The following is a 16,633-nucleotide window of genomic DNA, read 5'->3' on the forward strand; positions in this document are numbered from 1 at the left end:
ATGGCACGTTCACTCAAGAAGGGCCCCTTCACCGACCATCACCTGGTCAAGAAGGTGGAGGCGGCGAGCAACACCAAGCGGCCGATCAAGACCTGGTCGCGGCGCTCGATGATCCTGCCGGAGATGGTGGGTTACACGATTGCCGTGCACAACGGCAGGAACCATGTCCCGGTGCTGGTCAACGAGAACATGGTCGGCCACAAGCTCGGCGAGTTCGCCCTGACCAGGACCTTCAAGGGTCATGGCGGCGACAAGAAGTCGAAGTAAGGGGATGACGACCATGTCCAACCAGAACGAGGCGAAGGCGATCCTGCGTACCGCCCGCATCTCCCCGCAGAAGGCCCGCCTGGTCGCCGACCAGGTGCGTGGCCTGTCCGCCGAGCGCGCCGTCAACCTGCTGAAGTTTTCCGACAAGAAAGCCGCCCACCTGATCAAGAAGGTGGTGGAGTCGGCGATCGCCAACGCCGAGAACAACCAGGGCGCGGACGTCGACGAGCTGAAGGTCAAGACCATCATGGTCGACGAAGGTCCGACGCTGAAGCGTTTCATGGCGCGCGCCAAGGGTCGCGGCACCCGCATCCTGAAGCGCACCAGCCACATCACCGTCGTCGTCGGCGAGGGGAAGTAACTCATGGGTCATAAAGTTCATCCGACCGGTATCCGCCTGGGCATTTCCAAGGACTGGAACTCCAAGTGGTATGCCGGCAAGAAGGAATACGCCGGTTATCTCGCCGCCGACCTGAAGGTCCGCGAGATGCTGCGCAAGAAGCTGGCTTCGGCCGGTATCAGCCGCATCACGATCGAGCGTCCGGCCAAGACCGCGCGCGTGACGATCCACACCGCCCGCCCGGGCGTGGTGATCGGCAAGCGCGGCGAGGACATCGAGAAGCTGCGCAAGGAAGTGACCGACCTGATGGGCGTCCCGGCGCACATCAACGTCACCGAGGTCCGCAAGCCCGAGCTCGACGCGCAGCTGGTCGCCGAGTCGATCGCGCAGCAGCTCGAGCGCCGCATCATGTTCCGCCGCGCGATGAAGCGCGCCGTCGGCAACGCGATGCGCCTGGGCGCGCTGGGCATCAAGGTCAACGTCGCCGGCCGCCTCAACGGCGCCGAGATCGCGCGCTCGGAGTGGTATCGCGAAGGCCGCGTGCCGCTGCATACCCTGCGCGCCGACGTCGACTACGGCTTCGCCGAGGCCAAGACCACCTACGGAATCATCGGCATCAAGACCTGGGTCTACAAGGGCGAGATCTTCGACTTCGCCCAGGTTGGCCAGGAAAAGCAGGACGACACGCCGCGTGGTGATCGCGGCGACCGTGAGCGTCCGCGCGGACCGCGTCGTGACCGCGAGGCGAGGGACTGATCATGTTGCAACCCAAGCGAACCAAGTACCGCAAGATGCACAAGGGCCGCAATGACGGCCTGGCCTGGAGCGGCAATCTCGTCAGTTTCGGCGAGTACGGCCTCAAGGCCACGCAGACTGGCCAGATCACCGCACGCCAGATCGAGGCCGCGCGCCGTTCGATCAGCCGCTACGTCAAGCGCGGCGGAAAGATGTGGATCCGCGTGTTCCCCGACAAGCCGATCACCAAGAAGCCGATCGAAGTCCGCATGGGCTCGGGCAAGGGCGCCGTGGAATTCTGGGTCGCCCAGATCCAGCCCGGCCGCATGATCTACGAGATCGAGGGCGTCGACGAGGCGACCGCGCGCGAGGCATTCCGCCTGGCCGCCGCCAAGCTCTCGATCACCACCACTTTCGTGACCCGGACGGTGCGCTGATGGAACTCAAGGAACTCCGCGGGAAGTCGGCCGACGAGCTGAAGGCCCACATGGTCGAGCTGCAGAAGGAGCAGTTCTCGCTGCGCATGCAGAAGGCCACCGGCCAGCTCGCCAAGACCCACGACGTGCGCCGCGTCCGCCGCGAGATCGCGCGCGTCAACACGCTGCTCGGCACGAAGCAGTAAGGAACCATGACCATGGACAACATTGATAAAAAGCAGCGCACGGTCGAAGGCCGCGTGGTCAGCAACAAGATGGACAAGACGGTGACGGTGCTCGTCGAGCGCCAGGTCAAGCACGCGCTGTACGGCAAGTACATCCGCCGTTCGAGCAAGCTGCACGCCCACGACGCCGACAACAGCTGCAACGAAGGCGACGTCGTCCGGGTGACGGAGATCGCGCCGATGTCGAAGACCAAGAACTGGCGCGTGGTCGAGATCGTCTCGCGCGCGGCCGAATAAGAGGAGGCTGAACCATGATCCAGATGCAAAGCCACCTCGACGTGGCAGACAACTCCGGCGCCAAGGAAGTGATGTGCATCAAGGTGCTCGGCGGCTCCAAGCGCCGCTACGCCGGCATCGGCGACATCATCAAGGTATCGATCAAGGACGCGATCCCGCGCGGCAAGGTCAAGAAGGGCGAGGTCTACGACGCCGTCGTGGTGCGCACCCGCAAGGGCGTCCGCCGCGCCGATGGCTCGCTGATCCGCTTCGACGGCAACGCCGCGGTGTTGCTCAACAACAAGCACGAGCCGATCGGCACGCGCATCTTCGGGCCCGTGACCCGTGAACTGCGTTCCGAGAAGTTCATGAAGATCGTCTCGCTCGCACCTGAAGTGCTCTGAGCGGAGGAAGCAGACATGAACCGTATCAAGAAGGGTGACCGCGTGATCGTCACCGCCGGCAAGGACAAGGGCAAGCAGGGCGACGTGGTGCGCGTCATGGGCGACAAGGTCGTCGTGTCGAACATCAACCTGGTCAAGCGCCACACCAAGCCGAACCCGCAGGCAAACCAGCCCGGCGGCGTGATCGAGCGCGAGGCGCCGATCCACGCGTCCAACGTGATGCATTTCAACCCTGCCTCGGGCAAGGGCGAGCGCATCGGTACCAAGGTCCTCGAGGATGGACGCCGCCTGCGCGTGTTCCGCTCGAGTGGTGAGGCCATCTGATCAGGTGCGCCTGACATCTGAGGAATGCTGAAATGAATACCCGTCTGGAAAAGTTCTACAAGGATGAGGTGGTGCCGAAGCTCATGGAGAAGTTCGGCTACACCAACCCGATGCAGGTGCCGCGCCTGGCCAAGATCACGCTCAACATGGGCGTGGGCGAGGCCGCGACCAACAAGAAGGTGCTCGAGAACGCGGTTGCCGACATGGCGAAGGTCTCCGGCCAGAAGCCGATCGTGACCAAGTCGCGCGTCTCGGTGGCGTCGTTCAAGATCCGTGACGGCTGGCCGATCGGCTGCAAGGTCACCCTGCGCCGCTCGAAGATGTACGAGTTCCTCGATCGCCTGGTGAACGTGTCGCTGCCGCGCGTGCGCGACTTCCGCGGCGTGTCGGGCCGTTCGTTCGACGGCCGTGGCAACTTCAACATGGGCGTGAAGGAGCAGATCATCTTCCCGGAGATCGACTTCGACCAGGTCGACGCGCTGCGCGGCATGGACATCGCCATCACCACCACCGCCAAGACCAACGACGAGGCGCGGGCGCTGCTCGAAGCCTTCCGTTTCCCGTTCCGCTGATCCGAGGATAGAACCATGGCAAAGACTTCAATGGTCAACCGCGAGACCAAGCGGGAAAAGCTGGCGAAGAAGTTCGCCGCCAAGCGCGAGGCGCTGAAGAAGATCATCAGCGACGAAGCGACCGGCTACGACGAGAAGATGGAAGCGGTGGTCAAGCTGCAGAAGCTGCCGCGCGACTCCTCGCCCTCGCGCCAGACCACCCGCTGCGCCCTGACCGGTCGTCCGCGCGCCGTGTACGCAAAGTTCGGCCTGGGCCGCAACAAGCTGCGCGAAGCCACCATGCGCGGCGACGTGCCGGGCCTGCGCAAGGCGTCCTGGTAATCCAACTGCCTCGCCATCCGGCGGGGCTCCACGAAGACGTTCGCGAAAGCGGATATCGGTGTACTCAAAGGTAATCATCCATGAGCATGACTGATCCCATCGCCGACATGCTGACCCGCATCAGGAATGCGGCGGCGGTTGGCAAGCCGACGGTGAAGATGCCGTCGTCCAGGACCAAGGTGGCCATCGCCAAGGTGTTGCAGGACGAAGGCTACATCGGCGGTTCGCGCGTGATCGAGGATGGCGCCAAGGCCGAACTCGAGATCGAGCTGAAGTATTACGAAGGCCGCCCGGTGATCGAGCGCCTGCAGCGCATTTCGCGCTCGGGCCTGCGCCAGTACCGCGGCAAGGACGCGCTGCCCAAGGTCCTCAACGGGCTGGGCATCGCCATCATCTCCACCTCGAAGGGCATCATGACCGACTCGCAGGCGCGCCAGCAGGGCGTCGGCGGTGAAGTCCTGTGCTTCGTGGCCTAAGGGAGTCATCGAAATGTCCCGAGTAGCCAAGAAGCCGATCGCCCTGCCGAAGGGTGTCGAGTTGAACGTCCAGGCCGAGAGCGTCAGCGTCAAGGGCCCGAAGGGCACGCTGTCGATCGCCAAGCCCGCCGACGTCGAGGTCAAGATCGACAACGGCCAGGCGCAGCTGTCGACCGGCGATTCCGAGAAGGTCGCCATCACCGGTACCCTGCGTGCGATCATCGCCAACATGGTGCACGGCGTGTCCGAAGGCTTCGAGCGCAAGCTCGAGCTGGTCGGCGTCGGCTACCGTGCCGCGATGCAGGGCAAGGACCTGAACCTGTCACTGGGCTTTTCGCACCCGGTGCTGTTCAAGACCCCGGACGGCATCACGATCAGCACCCCGACCCAGACCGAGGTCGTGGTCACCGGCGCCGACAAGCAGCGCGTGGGCGAGGTTGCGGCGAAGATCCGCGGCTTCCGTCCGCCGGAGCCGTACAAGGGCAAGGGCGTGAAGTACGCCGGCGAGAACATCATTCGTAAGGAAGCCAAGAAGGCCTGATCCCGCAGGGGATCACAGGGCTTTCAGCTTCCGCCAGGAGCAAGAAGATGGACAAGAGAACCGCACGCCTGCGCCGCGCCAGGTCGACCCGCGCGCATATCCGCGAACTCGGCGTGCCGCGCCTGACGGTGCTGCGCACCGGCCAGCACGTCTACGCGCAGCTGTTCAATGCCGACGGCTCGAAGGTGCTGGCCGCGGCCAGCACCACCCAGGCCGACGTCCGCGACGGCCTGAAGAGCAACAAGAACACCGAAGCCGCTGCCAGGGTCGGCCGCATCATTGCCGAGAAGGCAAAGGCCGCCGGCGTCGAGAAGGTCGCCTTCGACCGCTCCGGCTACCGCTACCACGGCCGCATCAAGGCGCTGGCCGATGCAGCGCGCGAGGGCGGCCTGCAGTTCTGATCCATCGGCAGGAGGTCATCCCTGCCGCTTGAAAACCGAGTCAAAGCCGCCATCCATGGCGAAACGCTGTTGGTTTCCTGACAGCCCGGTCGGCCATCCATGGCCGGCCGTTCGCCAAGGCGGCGCGGCAGTGCCGCGCCAAGCGCGCCTTGACTCACCCGCCGGCGCGGGTTGCGCCGGACGGCGTGGCGGGTTCCCGTCACGCCGGGGCACCCGATCCATATCCCAACAATAAGCGGCAGCAGCCGTAATCAACCTCAAAACCAGGAAACGACAATGGCAAACGAACGCGATTCGCGCGGGCGCAACAACCGCGAGGAAATCGACGACGGGATGATCGAGAAGCTCATCGCCGTCAACCGTGTCTCCAAGACCGTCAAGGGCGGTCGCCAGTTCACCTTCACCGCGCTGACGGTGGTTGGTGACGGCAACGGCAAGGTCGGCTTCGGCTACGGCAAGGCGCGTGAAGTGCCGGTCGCGATCCAGAAGTCGATGGAATATGCGCGCAAGGGCATGTCCAACGTCGAGCTCAACAACGGCACCCTGTGGCACGCGGTCAAGTCCGGCCACGGCGCGGCGCATGTGTACATGCAGCCGGCGTCCGAAGGTACCGGCGTGATCGCCGGCGGCGCGATGCGCGCCGTGCTCGAAGCGGTCGGCGTCAAGGACGTGCTGGCCAAGGCCACCGGCTCGCGCAACCCGATCAACCTGGTGCGCGCCACGCTCAAGGGCCTGACCGAAATGCATTCGCCGGCCCGCATCGCGGCCAAGCGCGGCAAGAAGGTGGAGGACCTGCACCATGGCTAAGAACGAAACCACCGGCGGCACCGTCAAGGTGCGCCTGGTCAAGGGCCTGCGCGGCTCGCAGGCGAAGCACCGCCTGTCGGTCAGGGCGCTCGGCCTCAACAAATTGAACGATGTCCGGGAACTCAAGGACAGCCCGCAGGTCCGTGGACTGATCAACAAGGTCCACTACCTCGTCCGTGTGGAGGAATAAGACATGCGCATGAACACACTTTCGCCCGCCGAGGGCGCGCGCCAGGAGCGCAAGCGCGTCGGCCGCGGCATCGGTTCGGGCCTGGGCAAGACCGCCGGCCGCGGCCACAAGGGCTCGTTCGCCCGCTCGGGCAAGGGCAAGATCAAGGCCGGCTTCGAAGGCGGCCAGATGCCGATGCACATGCGCCTGCCGAAGGTCGGTTTCCGCTCCAAGATCAAGGGCGATACCGTGCAGGTGATGCTGTACCAGCTCGACAAGCTCGAGGGCGACATCGATTTCGCCGCCCTGCGCGCCGCCAAGCTGGTCCCGGCGTCGGCCAAGCAGGCCAAGATCGTCAAGAAGGGCGAGGTTTCGAAGAAGCTCGTGCTGAAGGGACTGCTGGCCACGGCCGGCGCCCGCGCGGCGATCGAAGCCGCTGGCGGCAAGATCGAGGAGTAAGCGGCACATGGCACGAACCGGCAACGCGATGGGTGGCCTGGGCAAGTTCACGGAACTGCGCCAGCGCCTGCTGTTCGTGCTCGGCGCGTTGCTGGTCTATCGCGTCGGCTCCTACATCCCCGTTCCGGGCGTCAACCCGGACGCGATGCTGGCGCTGATGGAGCAGCAGAAGGGCACCATCGTGGACATGTTCAACATGTTCTCCGGCGGTGCGCTGTCGCGCTTCAGCCTGTTCGCGCTGAACGTGATCCCGTACATCTCGGCCTCGATCGTGATCCAGCTGCTGGTGCAGATCATGCCCAGCCTCAAGGCGATCCAGAAGGAAGGCGAGTCCGGGCGCCGCAGGATCACCCAGTGGTCGCGCATCGGCGCGATCCCGCTGGCGATCTTCCAGGCCGCGGGCATCGCCACGGCGCTGCAGAGCGGCGGCGCCACCGGCGGCATCCAGGCCGTCTACAGCCCGGGCATGGGTTTCATCATGACCGCGGTGGTCGCGCTGACCGCCGGCACGATGTTCCTGATGTGGGTGGGCGAGCAGGTGACCGAGCGCGGCGTCGGCAACGGCGTGTCGCTGATCATCTTCGCCGGCATCGTCGCCGGGCTCCCGGGTGCGGTCATCACCACCCTGGAGTCGTTCAGCAACGGCGACATGAGCGCCATCTCGCTGATCCTGATCGTGCTGGTGGTGTTCGCCTTCACCTTCTTCGTGGTGTTCGTCGAGAGCGGGCAGCGGCGGATCACGGTGAACTACGCACGGCGCCAGGGCGGGCGCGGCGCGTACATGAACCAGAGCTCGTTCCTGCCGCTCAAGCTCAACATGTCGGGCGTGATCCCGGCGATCTTCGCCTCGTCGATCATCATGTTCCCGGCCACGGTCACCACCTGGTTCGGCGGGCAGGGCAGCGGCGGCTTCCAGCTGACGCTGCAGCGCATCAGCCAGGCGCTCTCGCCGGGCGAGCCGCTGTACCTGCTGCTGTTCGCGGCGCTGATCACCGGCTTCACGTTCTTCTACACGGCGCTGGTCTTCAACTCGCAGGAAACCGCCGACAACCTCAAGAAGTCGGGCGCGCTGATCCCGGGCATCCGTCCGGGCAAGGCGACCGCGGACTACGTGGACTCGGTGCTGACGCGGCTGACCGCGGCCGGCGCGGCCTACATGGTCATCGTCTGCCTGCTGCCCGAGTTCATGCGCAAGGACCTGGGCGCTTCGTTCTACTTCGGCGGCACCTCGCTGCTGATCGTGGTGGTGGTGGTGATGGACTTCATTTCCCAGATCCAGGCCCACCTGATGTCGCACCAGTACGAAAGCCTGCTCAAGAAGGCGAACCTCAAGGGGGGAGCCAGGGCGAGGTAAGCGGGGTAGGGCGGGTCTTGACCCGCCAAGCCACGAAAGCGGCGGGTCAAGACCCGCCCTACGATCAAGACGACCCGGCCAGGGAAGGACCGGGGCAGCAATACCAGCCCACGGCTGGCGCCAGGACGGCGGCAACACCCCCTCCACTGGAGGGTTGATGGGCAACCCGGGCGGCGGTCTCGCGCGCGGGTGGGCCAGTGCCGGTCCCCGCGCTTGAGTGGCGAGGGGCGGGCGGGGCACCGGGATCCCGGCGCCGCGTCCAGCACGGGTCCGTTGCCGGAGCATGGGCACACTCCCCATGCCGGAGAGGGGCATCGGCCGGTTCAGCGGCCGGATGCAGGCAGGATGCCGGCCCCCCTTCCTAGCAACCCGAGACCCTGTTAGAATTTCTTGTTCACTCCGCCGGATTTCCCTGTCCGGCCGCCAAACAGTTGGAGATCGCGCATGGCGCGTATTGCAGGTGTCAACCTGCCTGCCCAGAAGCATGTCTGGGTCGGGCTGCAGAGCATCTACGGCATTGGCCGTACCCGTTCGAAGAAGCTTTGCGAATCAGCCGGCGTGAATTCGTCGACCAAGATCCGTGACCTGTCCGAGCCGGAAGTCGAGCGCCTGCGCGCCGAAGTCGGCAAGTACGTGGTCGAAGGCGACCTCCGCCGCGAGATCGGCATGGCCATCAAGCGCCTGATGGACCTGGCCTGCTACCGCGGCCTGCGCCACCGCCGCGGCCTGCCGCTGCGCGGCCAGCGCACCCGGACCAATGCCCGTACCCGCAAGGGTCCGCGCAAGGCCATCAGGAAGTAATAAGGAACAGTCATGGCCAAACCATCCGCTGCCAAGCCGAAGAAGAAGATCAAGCGCGTCATCACCGATGGCATCGCCCACGTCCACGCTTCGTTCAACAACACCATCGTCACCATCACCGACCGCCAGGGCAATGCGCTGTCGTGGGCGACTTCGGGCGGCGCGGGTTTCCGCGGTTCGCGCAAGTCGACCCCGTTCGCCGCCCAGGTCGCCGCCGAGAAGGCCGGCAAGGCCGCGCTCGACTACGGCGTGAAGTCGCTGGAAGTGCGCATCAAGGGCCCGGGTCCGGGCCGCGAGTCGGCCGTACGTTCGCTCAACAACGTCGGCTACAAGATCACCAACATCATCGACGTGACGCCAATCCCGCACAACGGGTGCCGTCCGCCGAAGAAGCGTCGCGTCTGAGGAGCTGAGAAAAGATGGCTCGTTATATCGGTCCCACCTGCAAGCTCGCCCGTCGCGAAGGCGCCGACCTGTCGCTCAAGAGCCCGACGCGTGCGTTGGACTCCAAGTGCAAGCTGGAACAGAAACCCGGCCAGCACGGCGCGACCAACACCCGTCGCGGCAAGTTGTCCGACTACGCCACCCAGCTGCGCGAGAAGCAGAAGGTCAAGCGCATCTACGGCCTGCTCGAGCGCCAGTTCCGCAACTACTACAAGAAGGCCTCGACGAAGAAGGGCAACACCGGCGAGAACCTGCTGCAGCTGCTGGAAACCCGCCTGGACAACGTCGTCTACCGCATGGGCTTCGCCGTCACCCGCCCGGCCGCGCGCCAGCTGGTCTCGCACCGCGGCATCACGGTCAACGGCAACCCGGTCAACCTGCCTTCGTACCAGGTCAAGGCCGGCGACGCGATCGCGCTGTCCGAGCGTGCGCAGAAGCAGCTCCGCGTGAAGGAAGCGCTGAACGTGGCCTCGACGATGGACCTGTCGCCGTCGTGGGTCGAGGTCGACTCGAACAAGTTCAGCGGCGTGTTCAAGGCGGTGCCCGATCGCGGCGACCTGCCTGCCGACATCAACGAAGCGCTGATCGTCGAGCTGTATTCGAAGTAATCACATGGCATCGCCGGATCCCCGCCGGCGAGCCCCAGGAGACACCAGAACATGACGGCTAACGCCAACCAGGTCTTGCGCCCGCGTGGTCCCCAGATCGAACGCCTCGCCGGCAATCGCGCGAAGGTCGTGATCGAGCCGCTGGAGCGTGGCTACGGCCACACCCTCGGCAACGCGCTGCGCCGCGTGCTGCTGTCGTCGATCCCCGGCTTTGCGATCACCGAGGTCGAGATCGACGGCGTGCTGCACGAGTACAGCACGATCGAGGGCCTGCAGGAGGACGTGCTCGAAGTCCTGCTCAACCTCAAGGACGTCGCCATCCGCATGGGCACCGGCGAGAGCTCCACGCTCACGCTGGCCAAGTCCGGCCCCGGCATCGTCACCGCCGCCGACATCAAGACCGACCACAACGTCGAGATCCTCAACGGCGAGCACGTGATCTGCCACCTGACCAAGGATGCGTCGATCAACATGCGCCTGAAGATCGAGCGCGGCTTCGGCTACCAGTCGGCCGCCTCGCGCCGCCGCCCGGACGAGGAAACCCGTGCGATCGGCCGGCTGATGCTGGACGCCTCGTTCTCGCCCGTGCGCCGCGTGGCGTACGAGGTCGAGGCCGCCCGCGTCGAACAGCGCACCGACCTGGACAAGCTGGTCATCGACATCGAGACCAACGGCACGATCGACGCCGAGGAAGCCGTGCGCACCGCCGCCGACATCCTCACCGACCAGCTGAGCGTGTTCGGCGACTTCACCCACCGCGACCGCGGCGCACCGAAGACCCCGGCCACCGGCGTCGACCCGGTCCTGCTGCGTCCGATCGACGACCTGGAGCTGACCGTGCGTTCGGCCAACTGCCTCAAGGCCGAGAGCATCTACTACATCGGCGACCTGATCCAGAAGACCGAGGTCGAGCTGCTCAAGACCCCGAACCTGGGCAAGAAGTCGCTCACCGAGATCAAGGAAGTCCTTGCCCAGCGCGGCCTTTCGCTCGGCATGAAGCTCGAAAACTGGCCGCCGGCCGGCGTTTCCGCCCACGGCATGCTGGGGTAATTGTTTGTTGTCTCCTTCCCCTTCAAGGGGAAGGCCGGGATGGGGATGGGTTGCTTTCTGCGCCGCCGCTTGAAACCCATCCCCACCCAACCCTCCCCTTGAAGGGGAGGGCTTGAAAAGCGCCGACGGACCCGAGTTCGCGGCACGTCCGGCGAAGGATGCCGGCCAGGGCCAACCGCAGTCCAAGTACCAGCGCCAGGATGGCGACAGAGAAGTCCAGCGTTCCAGCATTCATACCTGACAAGGAATCACGACCATGCGCCACCAGAAATCCGGCCGCAAGTTCAACCGCACCAGCGCCCACCGCGATGCGATGTTCACCAACATGGCCGCGTCGCTGTTCAAGCACGAACTGATCAAGACCACCCTGCCCAAGGCGAAGGAGCTGCGTCGCGTCGCCGAGCCGCTGATCACGCTCGCCAAGACCGACGGCGTTGCCAACCGGCGCCTGGCCTTCTCGCGCCTGCGCGACAAGGAAGCGGTGGGCAATCTGTTCACCACGCTCGGCCCGCGCTACGCCAGCCGTCCGGGTGGCTACCTGCGCATCCTCAAGTGCGGCTTCCGCGCCGGTGACAACGCGCCGATGGCGTACGTCGAGCTGGTCGACCGGCCGCAGGCCGTCGCCGAGTAAGCTGGCGCCACGCTGCAAGCGCGACACCCGAAACCCCGGCCTGCGTGCCGGGGTTTTGTTTTGCTATCTTGACGCGCTGCGGCGGGCGACCACCGCGTCCGATCCGATCAACGAAGGCAACCGTCCGTGACCCTGAATCCTTCCCGCTGGTCCTTCCGCAACCAGTGTCTTGCGGGCTTTGCCGCTTGCGTGGCGCTGGTGGGCTTCGCGATCTTCTCGCAGTTCCAGTGGGGCCTGCAGCCGTGCCCGCTGTGCATCTTCCAGCGCATCGCCTTCGCCGCGCTTGCGCTGGTGCTGCTGGTCGCCGGCCTGCACGCGCCGAAGGGCGCGGCCGGGCGTCGCGTGTACGGGGTCCTGGCACTGGTGCCCGCGCTGACGGGCATCGCCATCGCCGCGCGGCACGTCTGGCTGACCCACCTGCCGGCCGACCAGGTCCCGGCCTGCGGGCCGCCGCTGTCGTTCATGATGGAGGTCAATCCGCTGACCGACGTGATCCGCCAGGTGCTGACCGGCTCGGGCGAGTGCGCGACGGTGGACTGGACCTTCCTCGGCCTGTCGATGCCGGCCTGGAGCCTGCTGTGGTTCGTGCTGCTGGCGCTGCTGGTGCTGACGGCGGCGTTCCGGCGCCGCTGAACCGCGATGGCGGGTTGCGCGGGGCGCCCTGCGGGCAGATGATGGGGTTTCGCTGCGACGCAACATGACCGGCCGATGATGTCCCAATCCGAACGACCCGCACTCCGTCCCGTCAGCCTGCCCGCAGGCTGGACGCCCGCCAGCTGGCGCGAGCGCCCCGCGATGCAGTTGCCGACCTACCCCGACCAGGACGTGCTGGCCGGCGTGCAGGACGAGCTGCGCGCGCTGCCGCCGCTGGTGACGTCGTGGGAGATCACCGCACTCAAGCAGCAGCTGGCCGACGCGCAGGAGGGGCGGCGCTTCCTGCTCCAGGGCGGCGACTGCGCGGAGAATTTCAGCGACTGCAGTTCGGACGTCATTTCCAACCGGCTCAAGGTGCTGCTGCAGATGAGCCTGGTGCTTGTGCACGGCATGCGCCTGCCGGTGGTGCGGGTGGGCCGCTTCGCCGGCCAGTACGCCAAGCCACGCTCGGCCGACACCGAGACCCGCGATGGTGTCACCCTGCCCAGCTACCGCGGCGACATCGTCAACGCACCGGAGTTCACGGCGCAGGCGCGCACTCCGGACCCGAGGCGCATGGTCAAGGCGCACGCGCGTTCGGCGATGACGATGAACTTCGTGCGTTCGCTGATCGACGGCGGCTTCGCCGACCTGCATCATCCCGAGTACTGGGACCTGCGGTGGGTCGGGCACTCGCCGCTGGCCGACGAGTACCACCGCATGGTGTCGGGCATCGGCGACGCGGTGCGCTTCATGGAAACGCTGTCCGGGACCGCGGTGCACAACCTCAACCGGGTCGACTTCTTCACCTCGCACGAAGCGCTGCTGCTGCCCTACGAGGAGGCGCAGACCCGGCAGGTGCCGCGACAGTGGGGCTGGTTCGACCTGAGCACGCACTTCCCGTGGATCGGCATGCGCACCGCCGCACTCGACGGCGCGCACGTCGAGTACTTCCGCGGCATCCGCAATCCCGTCGCGGTGAAGATCGGCCCCTCGGTGACGCCCGACCAGCTGCTGGCGCTGGTCGACGTGCTCAACCCCGACGACGAACCCGGCCGGCTGAGCCTGATCCACCGCATGGGCGCCGCGCACATCGCGGACAGGCTGCCGCCGCTGCTCGACGCGATCCGGCGCGACGGCCGCCGCGTGCTGTGGGTCTGCGACCCGATGCACGGCAATACCGAGGCGAGCAGCAACGGCTACAAGACGCGGCGTTTCCGCAACATCCGCAGCGAGATCGAACAGGCGTTCGACCTCCACGCCGCCGCCGGCACGCGCCTGGGCGGCGTGCACCTGGAGCTGACCGGGGAAGACGTGACCGAGTGCACCGGCGGCGCCCGCGACCTGAGCGACCGCGACCTCGAGCGCGCCTACCGCTCCAGCGTCGACCCGCGCCTGAACTACGAGCAGGCGCTGGAGACGGCGATGCTGATCGTGCGCAAGCAGAGCCTGTCGCTGGCCTGATCCGGGCGGCCGGCGTGCCGGCTGGCCTGCCTTGCGTGCATGCTAGCCTCGACGCGGTCCGTCCGGAGCGCGCCATGAAACGTTGCCTTGCAGTCTTGCTGCTGTGCTGTGCATCCGCGTTCGCGAGCGCCGCCGATGGCGTCCGCGTGCTGCCGCAGGACAGCGGCGTCGATGTGCGCCTGCGCGGGATCTCCGCGGTCGACGGCGACGTTGCCTGGGCCAGTGGCGCCAAAGGCACCGTGCTGCGCACGCGCGACGGCGGCAAGCACTGGCGGCGCATCGCGGTGCCGGGCGCGGACGAGCTCGACTTCCGCGACGTCGAAGGCTTCGATGCGCAGACCGCGGTCGTGCTCGCCATCGGCCCGGGGGAGGCTTCGCGCGTCTATCGAACCGACGATGGCGGCGGGCATTGGCAACTTGTGCTGGACAACCGCGATCCGCGCGCGTTCTTCGACTGCATGGCGTTCGAAGGCGAGCGCGGCTGGCTGCTTGGCGATCCGGTGGACGGTCGATTCCAGATCCATGCCACCGACGACGGTGGACGCAGCTGGCGGCTGCTGCCCGATGGTCCGCAAGCCGATGCAGGCGAAGCCGCGTTTGCCGCCAGCGGCACCTGCATCGCCCGCGCGGACACCGTACTGGCCGTGGCCACGGGCGGCAGTCGTTCGGCCGTGCATTTCCTTCGCGATGGCGCGGTGCAATGGCAGCGGGTTGCCAGCGGCTTCGATGCGGGCGCCGAATCGAAAGGCGTGTTCTCGCTGGCGGGGACGGCACCCGGCAGCTTTATCGCGGTGGGCGGCGATTTCCGCGCTGAAACGGCGCCTGCGAGTGCAGCGAAGTTTGCAGCCGGCGCATCGGCTGCGGTGCACGCGGACAAGGGCGCCGAGATCGTGCCGGCGCCTTCGGCCGATGCCGGATTCGATGTGACGCCGCTACCGGCGACGCCAGGCTACCGGTCCGGCATCGCCTGCAACAAGGACGCGACGCGCTGTGTCGCCGTGGGGCCTTCCGGCGTCGGTGCATGGGACGTTGAGGGCTGGAAGCCGGCTTCGGCCACCGGCTACGACGCCATCGATATCAACGGCAACGTCGGTTGGGCGAGTGGCGACGATGGTCGCATTGCCAGGATCGAGATCGGCAACTAGCAGCAACGCGACCGCGCCGCACCCTCATGGTCCGGGGATGACTGTCCGCGTCGCGCGACAAGTCACGGCCATCATCGCTGCCGCCACTCACGGGGTGACCGTCGGCTGGAAGCGTGGCGGCTTCCGGGCGTGCGTGGCCTGTTCGAACGAATAGGCCAGTTCCACCAGCCGCGGCTCGCTCCACGCCGGTCCCATGAACACCACGCCCAGCGGCAGGCCGTGGCTGTTGCCCATCGGCACGGTGATGCTGGGCGTACCTGCCGCGGCGGCCACGCCGTAGCCGGCGCCGGTGAAGTGGTCGCCGCTGATCGGGTCGATCAGCCAGGCAGGCGAGGTGGCCGGCGCCACCAGCGCGTCGAGCTGGTGCTCGGCGAGCGTGGCGTCGAGGCCCTCCGGTCCAGCGAGCTGTCGCGTCTTCTTGCGCGCGTCGAGATAGGCTGCGTCGGTGAGCGGCCCCAGTGCCTGCGCCTGTTCGAAGATGTCCTGGCCGAAGAACGGCATCTCGCGCTCGGCATGCTCGCGGTTGAACTCGATCAGGCCGGCGAGGGTCGTGATCGGTGCGTCGCTTTCGGTCAGGTAGCGCTCCAGTCCGGCCTTGAGTTCGTACTTGAGCACCGTGAATTCGGGGTCGTTCCAGTCGTTCAGGGTGGCGATGTCCGCATCGACGACGGTCGCGCCCGCAGCCTGCATCGCGGCGATTGCCTGCTCCATCGCGGCGTCGACGTCGGGCTGGTAGCCCATCAGGTCGCGGACCACGCCGATGCGCGCGCCGGCCAGGCCGTCGGCCTTGAGGTGCGGCGTGTAGTCGGTGACCACGTGGCCGACGCTCGCCTGCGTCGCGACATCGTTTGCGTCTTCGCCGGAGATCGCGGCGAGCACCGCCGCGGCGTCGGCAACGCTGCGCGCCATCGGCCCGGCGGTGTCCTGGCTGCGCGAGATCGGGATGACGCCGTCGCGACTTACCAGGCCGACGGTCGGCTTGATCCCGACCAGCGCGGCGACGGCGGACGGGCAGATGATGCTGCCGTCGGTCTCGGTGCCGATGCCGACGACGGCCAGGTTCGCCGCGATCGCACTGCCCGTGCCTGAGCTCGAGCCGCAGGGGCTGCGATCGAGCGCATACGGATTGCGCGTCTGTCCGCCGCGCGCGCTCCAGCCCGAGGTCGAACGCGACGAGCGGATGTTGGCCCACTCGCTGAGGTTGGTCTTGCCGAGGATCACCGCGCCGGCCTCGCGCAGCTGCTGCACGAGAAAGGCGTCGTCCTTCGGGCGGTGTTCGGCAAGCGCGAGCGAGCCGGCCGAATTGACCATCGGCGTTGCGTCGATGTTGTCCTTCAGCAGCATCGGGATGCCGTGCAGCGGGCCGCGCACCGTTCCGGCCTTGCGCTCGGCGTCGCGCGCATCGGCTTCCTCTAGTGCCTGCGGATTGAGTTCGATCACGGCGTTGAGGCGGGGGCCGGCATCGTCGATGGCGGCGATGCGGTCGAGGTAGGCCTGGGTGAGCGCGTGGCTATCCAGCGTGCCGTCGGCCATGCGCGCCTGCAGGCTGGCGATGTCGGCTTCGGCGAAGGTGAAGGCGTCCTGTGTGTCCGCGTCGACCGACGCTGCGACGGCATCGTTGCCGGCGGTGGGTGTCACCGCGGGCGGTTGCCGGTTGCAGGCGGCCAGCAGCATGCAGGCGAGCAGCAGCGCGAACGTCGGTGGGCGCGGCATCGTCGCTCTCCTGTGCGGGTGGGCGGACAGCATCGCGCGAGCGGATGGTGCCGGCAACCAGGGCGGCGGGGTCGCGGCTTCCGCCGCTCCTACGAGA

26 protein-coding genes are annotated in these 16,633 nt (G+C 66.8%); 25 read left to right on the plus strand and 1 reads right to left on the minus strand.

Features of this window, described 5'->3' with window-relative positions; translation table 11 throughout:
- From rpsS to ACFONC_RS03000, 25 genes are all read left to right on the plus strand, one after another.
- Window positions 1-267: a 30S ribosomal protein S19 gene (rpsS, locus tag ACFONC_RS02880; protein WP_386742110.1), complete on the plus strand. Its 267-nt coding sequence runs from the start codon at window positions 1-3 to the stop codon at window positions 265-267.
- 13 nt (window positions 268-280) lie between these two features.
- Window positions 281-628, plus strand: a complete 348-nt coding sequence (gene rplV / locus ACFONC_RS02885) for a 50S ribosomal protein L22 (protein WP_386742112.1) — start codon at window positions 281-283, stop codon at window positions 626-628.
- Between the two features lie 3 nt (window positions 629-631).
- Complete coding sequence (gene rpsC / locus ACFONC_RS02890) at window positions 632-1,363, plus strand: 30S ribosomal protein S3 (RefSeq protein ID WP_386742113.1); 732 nt, start codon at window positions 632-634, stop codon at window positions 1,361-1,363.
- Between the two features lie 2 nt (window positions 1,364-1,365).
- On the plus strand, window positions 1,366-1,779 hold the full coding sequence (gene rplP / locus ACFONC_RS02895) for a 50S ribosomal protein L16 (protein ID WP_386742115.1): 414 nt from the start codon (window positions 1,366-1,368) through the stop codon (window positions 1,777-1,779).
- Window positions 1,779-1,964, plus strand: a complete 186-nt coding sequence (gene rpmC / locus ACFONC_RS02900; RefSeq protein WP_386742117.1) for a 50S ribosomal protein L29 — start codon at window positions 1,779-1,781, stop codon at window positions 1,962-1,964. The genes rplP and rpmC overlap by 1 nt, the downstream gene beginning before the upstream one ends.
- 12 nt (window positions 1,965-1,976) lie before the next feature.
- A complete protein-coding gene (rpsQ, locus tag ACFONC_RS02905) occupies window positions 1,977-2,240 on the plus strand; it encodes a 30S ribosomal protein S17 (RefSeq protein WP_386742118.1) in 264 nt (87 codons plus the stop codon).
- Window positions 2,241-2,254: 14 nt separating this feature from the next.
- The gene (gene rplN / locus ACFONC_RS02910; RefSeq protein ID WP_027080643.1) at window positions 2,255-2,623 is read left to right on the plus strand and encodes a 50S ribosomal protein L14; all 369 of its coding nucleotides are present in this window, start codon (window positions 2,255-2,257) and stop codon (window positions 2,621-2,623) included.
- Between the two features lie 15 nt (window positions 2,624-2,638).
- On the plus strand, window positions 2,639-2,947 hold the full coding sequence (gene rplX / locus ACFONC_RS02915) for a 50S ribosomal protein L24 (RefSeq protein ID WP_386742119.1): 309 nt from the start codon (window positions 2,639-2,641) through the stop codon (window positions 2,945-2,947).
- A gap of 32 nt (window positions 2,948-2,979) precedes the next feature.
- Window positions 2,980-3,519, plus strand: a complete 540-nt coding sequence (gene rplE, locus ACFONC_RS02920; RefSeq protein ID WP_386742121.1) for a 50S ribosomal protein L5 — start codon at window positions 2,980-2,982, stop codon at window positions 3,517-3,519.
- Window positions 3,520-3,534: 15 nt separating this feature from the next.
- Window positions 3,535-3,840 carry a 30S ribosomal protein S14 gene (rpsN, locus tag ACFONC_RS02925; RefSeq protein WP_386742122.1) on the plus strand — a complete coding sequence of 102 codons (306 nt, stop codon included), beginning with the start codon at window positions 3,535-3,537 and terminating at the stop codon, window positions 3,838-3,840.
- A gap of 80 nt (window positions 3,841-3,920) precedes the next feature.
- On the plus strand, window positions 3,921-4,316 hold the full coding sequence (gene rpsH / locus ACFONC_RS02930) for a 30S ribosomal protein S8 (protein WP_386742124.1): 396 nt from the start codon (window positions 3,921-3,923) through the stop codon (window positions 4,314-4,316).
- Window positions 4,317-4,329: 13 nt separating this feature from the next.
- Entirely contained in the window at window positions 4,330-4,857 is a 528-nt protein-coding gene (gene rplF, locus ACFONC_RS02935) for a 50S ribosomal protein L6 (RefSeq protein ID WP_386742126.1), read from the plus strand.
- 47 nt (window positions 4,858-4,904) lie between these two features.
- Window positions 4,905-5,258, plus strand: a complete 354-nt coding sequence (rplR, locus tag ACFONC_RS02940; RefSeq protein WP_386742127.1) for a 50S ribosomal protein L18 — start codon at window positions 4,905-4,907, stop codon at window positions 5,256-5,258.
- Window positions 5,259-5,534: 276 nt separating this feature from the next.
- Window positions 5,535-6,065, plus strand: coding sequence for a 30S ribosomal protein S5 (rpsE, locus tag ACFONC_RS02945; RefSeq protein ID WP_386712982.1), 531 nt, complete (start codon window positions 5,535-5,537; stop codon window positions 6,063-6,065).
- A complete protein-coding gene (gene rpmD / locus ACFONC_RS02950) occupies window positions 6,058-6,255 on the plus strand; it encodes a 50S ribosomal protein L30 (RefSeq protein ID WP_386742128.1) in 198 nt (65 codons plus the stop codon). Before rpsE ends, rpmD begins: the two co-directional genes overlap by 8 nt.
- A gap of 3 nt (window positions 6,256-6,258) precedes the next feature.
- Window positions 6,259-6,693 carry a 50S ribosomal protein L15 gene (gene rplO / locus ACFONC_RS02955; protein ID WP_386742130.1) on the plus strand — a complete coding sequence of 145 codons (435 nt, stop codon included), beginning with the start codon at window positions 6,259-6,261 and terminating at the stop codon, window positions 6,691-6,693.
- Window positions 6,694-6,700: 7 nt separating this feature from the next.
- Complete coding sequence (gene secY / locus ACFONC_RS02960; protein WP_386742132.1) at window positions 6,701-8,047, plus strand: preprotein translocase subunit SecY; 1,347 nt, start codon at window positions 6,701-6,703, stop codon at window positions 8,045-8,047.
- Window positions 8,048-8,491: 444 nt separating this feature from the next.
- On the plus strand, window positions 8,492-8,848 hold the full coding sequence (gene rpsM, locus ACFONC_RS02965) for a 30S ribosomal protein S13 (RefSeq protein WP_386742133.1): 357 nt from the start codon (window positions 8,492-8,494) through the stop codon (window positions 8,846-8,848).
- Between the two features lie 12 nt (window positions 8,849-8,860).
- Window positions 8,861-9,253 (plus strand): 30S ribosomal protein S11, encoded by a 393-nt coding sequence (gene rpsK / locus ACFONC_RS02970; protein WP_386742135.1) that lies wholly within the window; start codon window positions 8,861-8,863, stop codon window positions 9,251-9,253.
- Window positions 9,254-9,267: 14 nt separating this feature from the next.
- Entirely contained in the window at window positions 9,268-9,900 is a 633-nt protein-coding gene (gene rpsD / locus ACFONC_RS02975; RefSeq protein ID WP_386742136.1) for a 30S ribosomal protein S4, read from the plus strand.
- Between the two features lie 51 nt (window positions 9,901-9,951).
- Window positions 9,952-10,950: a DNA-directed RNA polymerase subunit alpha gene (locus tag ACFONC_RS02980; RefSeq protein WP_386742138.1), complete on the plus strand. Its 999-nt coding sequence runs from the start codon at window positions 9,952-9,954 to the stop codon at window positions 10,948-10,950.
- A gap of 256 nt (window positions 10,951-11,206) precedes the next feature.
- Complete coding sequence (gene rplQ / locus ACFONC_RS02985; RefSeq protein ID WP_386742139.1) at window positions 11,207-11,581, plus strand: 50S ribosomal protein L17; 375 nt, start codon at window positions 11,207-11,209, stop codon at window positions 11,579-11,581.
- Between the two features lie 132 nt (window positions 11,582-11,713).
- Complete coding sequence (locus ACFONC_RS02990; RefSeq protein WP_386742225.1) at window positions 11,714-12,214, plus strand: disulfide bond formation protein B; 501 nt, start codon at window positions 11,714-11,716, stop codon at window positions 12,212-12,214.
- A gap of 78 nt (window positions 12,215-12,292) precedes the next feature.
- A complete protein-coding gene (locus ACFONC_RS02995) occupies window positions 12,293-13,678 on the plus strand; it encodes a class II 3-deoxy-7-phosphoheptulonate synthase (RefSeq protein WP_386742226.1) in 1,386 nt (461 codons plus the stop codon).
- Window positions 13,679-13,752: 74 nt separating this feature from the next.
- On the plus strand, window positions 13,753-14,823 hold the full coding sequence (locus ACFONC_RS03000) for a WD40/YVTN/BNR-like repeat-containing protein (protein ID WP_386742141.1): 1,071 nt from the start codon (window positions 13,753-13,755) through the stop codon (window positions 14,821-14,823).
- 87 nt (window positions 14,824-14,910) lie between these two features.
- Here ACFONC_RS03000 and ACFONC_RS03005 read toward each other — a convergent pair whose 3' ends face one another.
- Window positions 14,911-16,536 carry an amidase gene (locus tag ACFONC_RS03005; protein WP_386742143.1) on the minus strand — a complete coding sequence of 542 codons (1,626 nt, stop codon included), beginning with the start codon at window positions 16,534-16,536 and terminating at the stop codon, window positions 14,911-14,913.
- Window positions 16,537-16,633: the final 97 nt, after the last annotated feature.

It is taken from the genome of Luteimonas soli (genome assembly GCF_042648865.1).
GTDB lineage: Bacteria > Pseudomonadota > Gammaproteobacteria > Xanthomonadales > Xanthomonadaceae > Luteimonas > Luteimonas soli.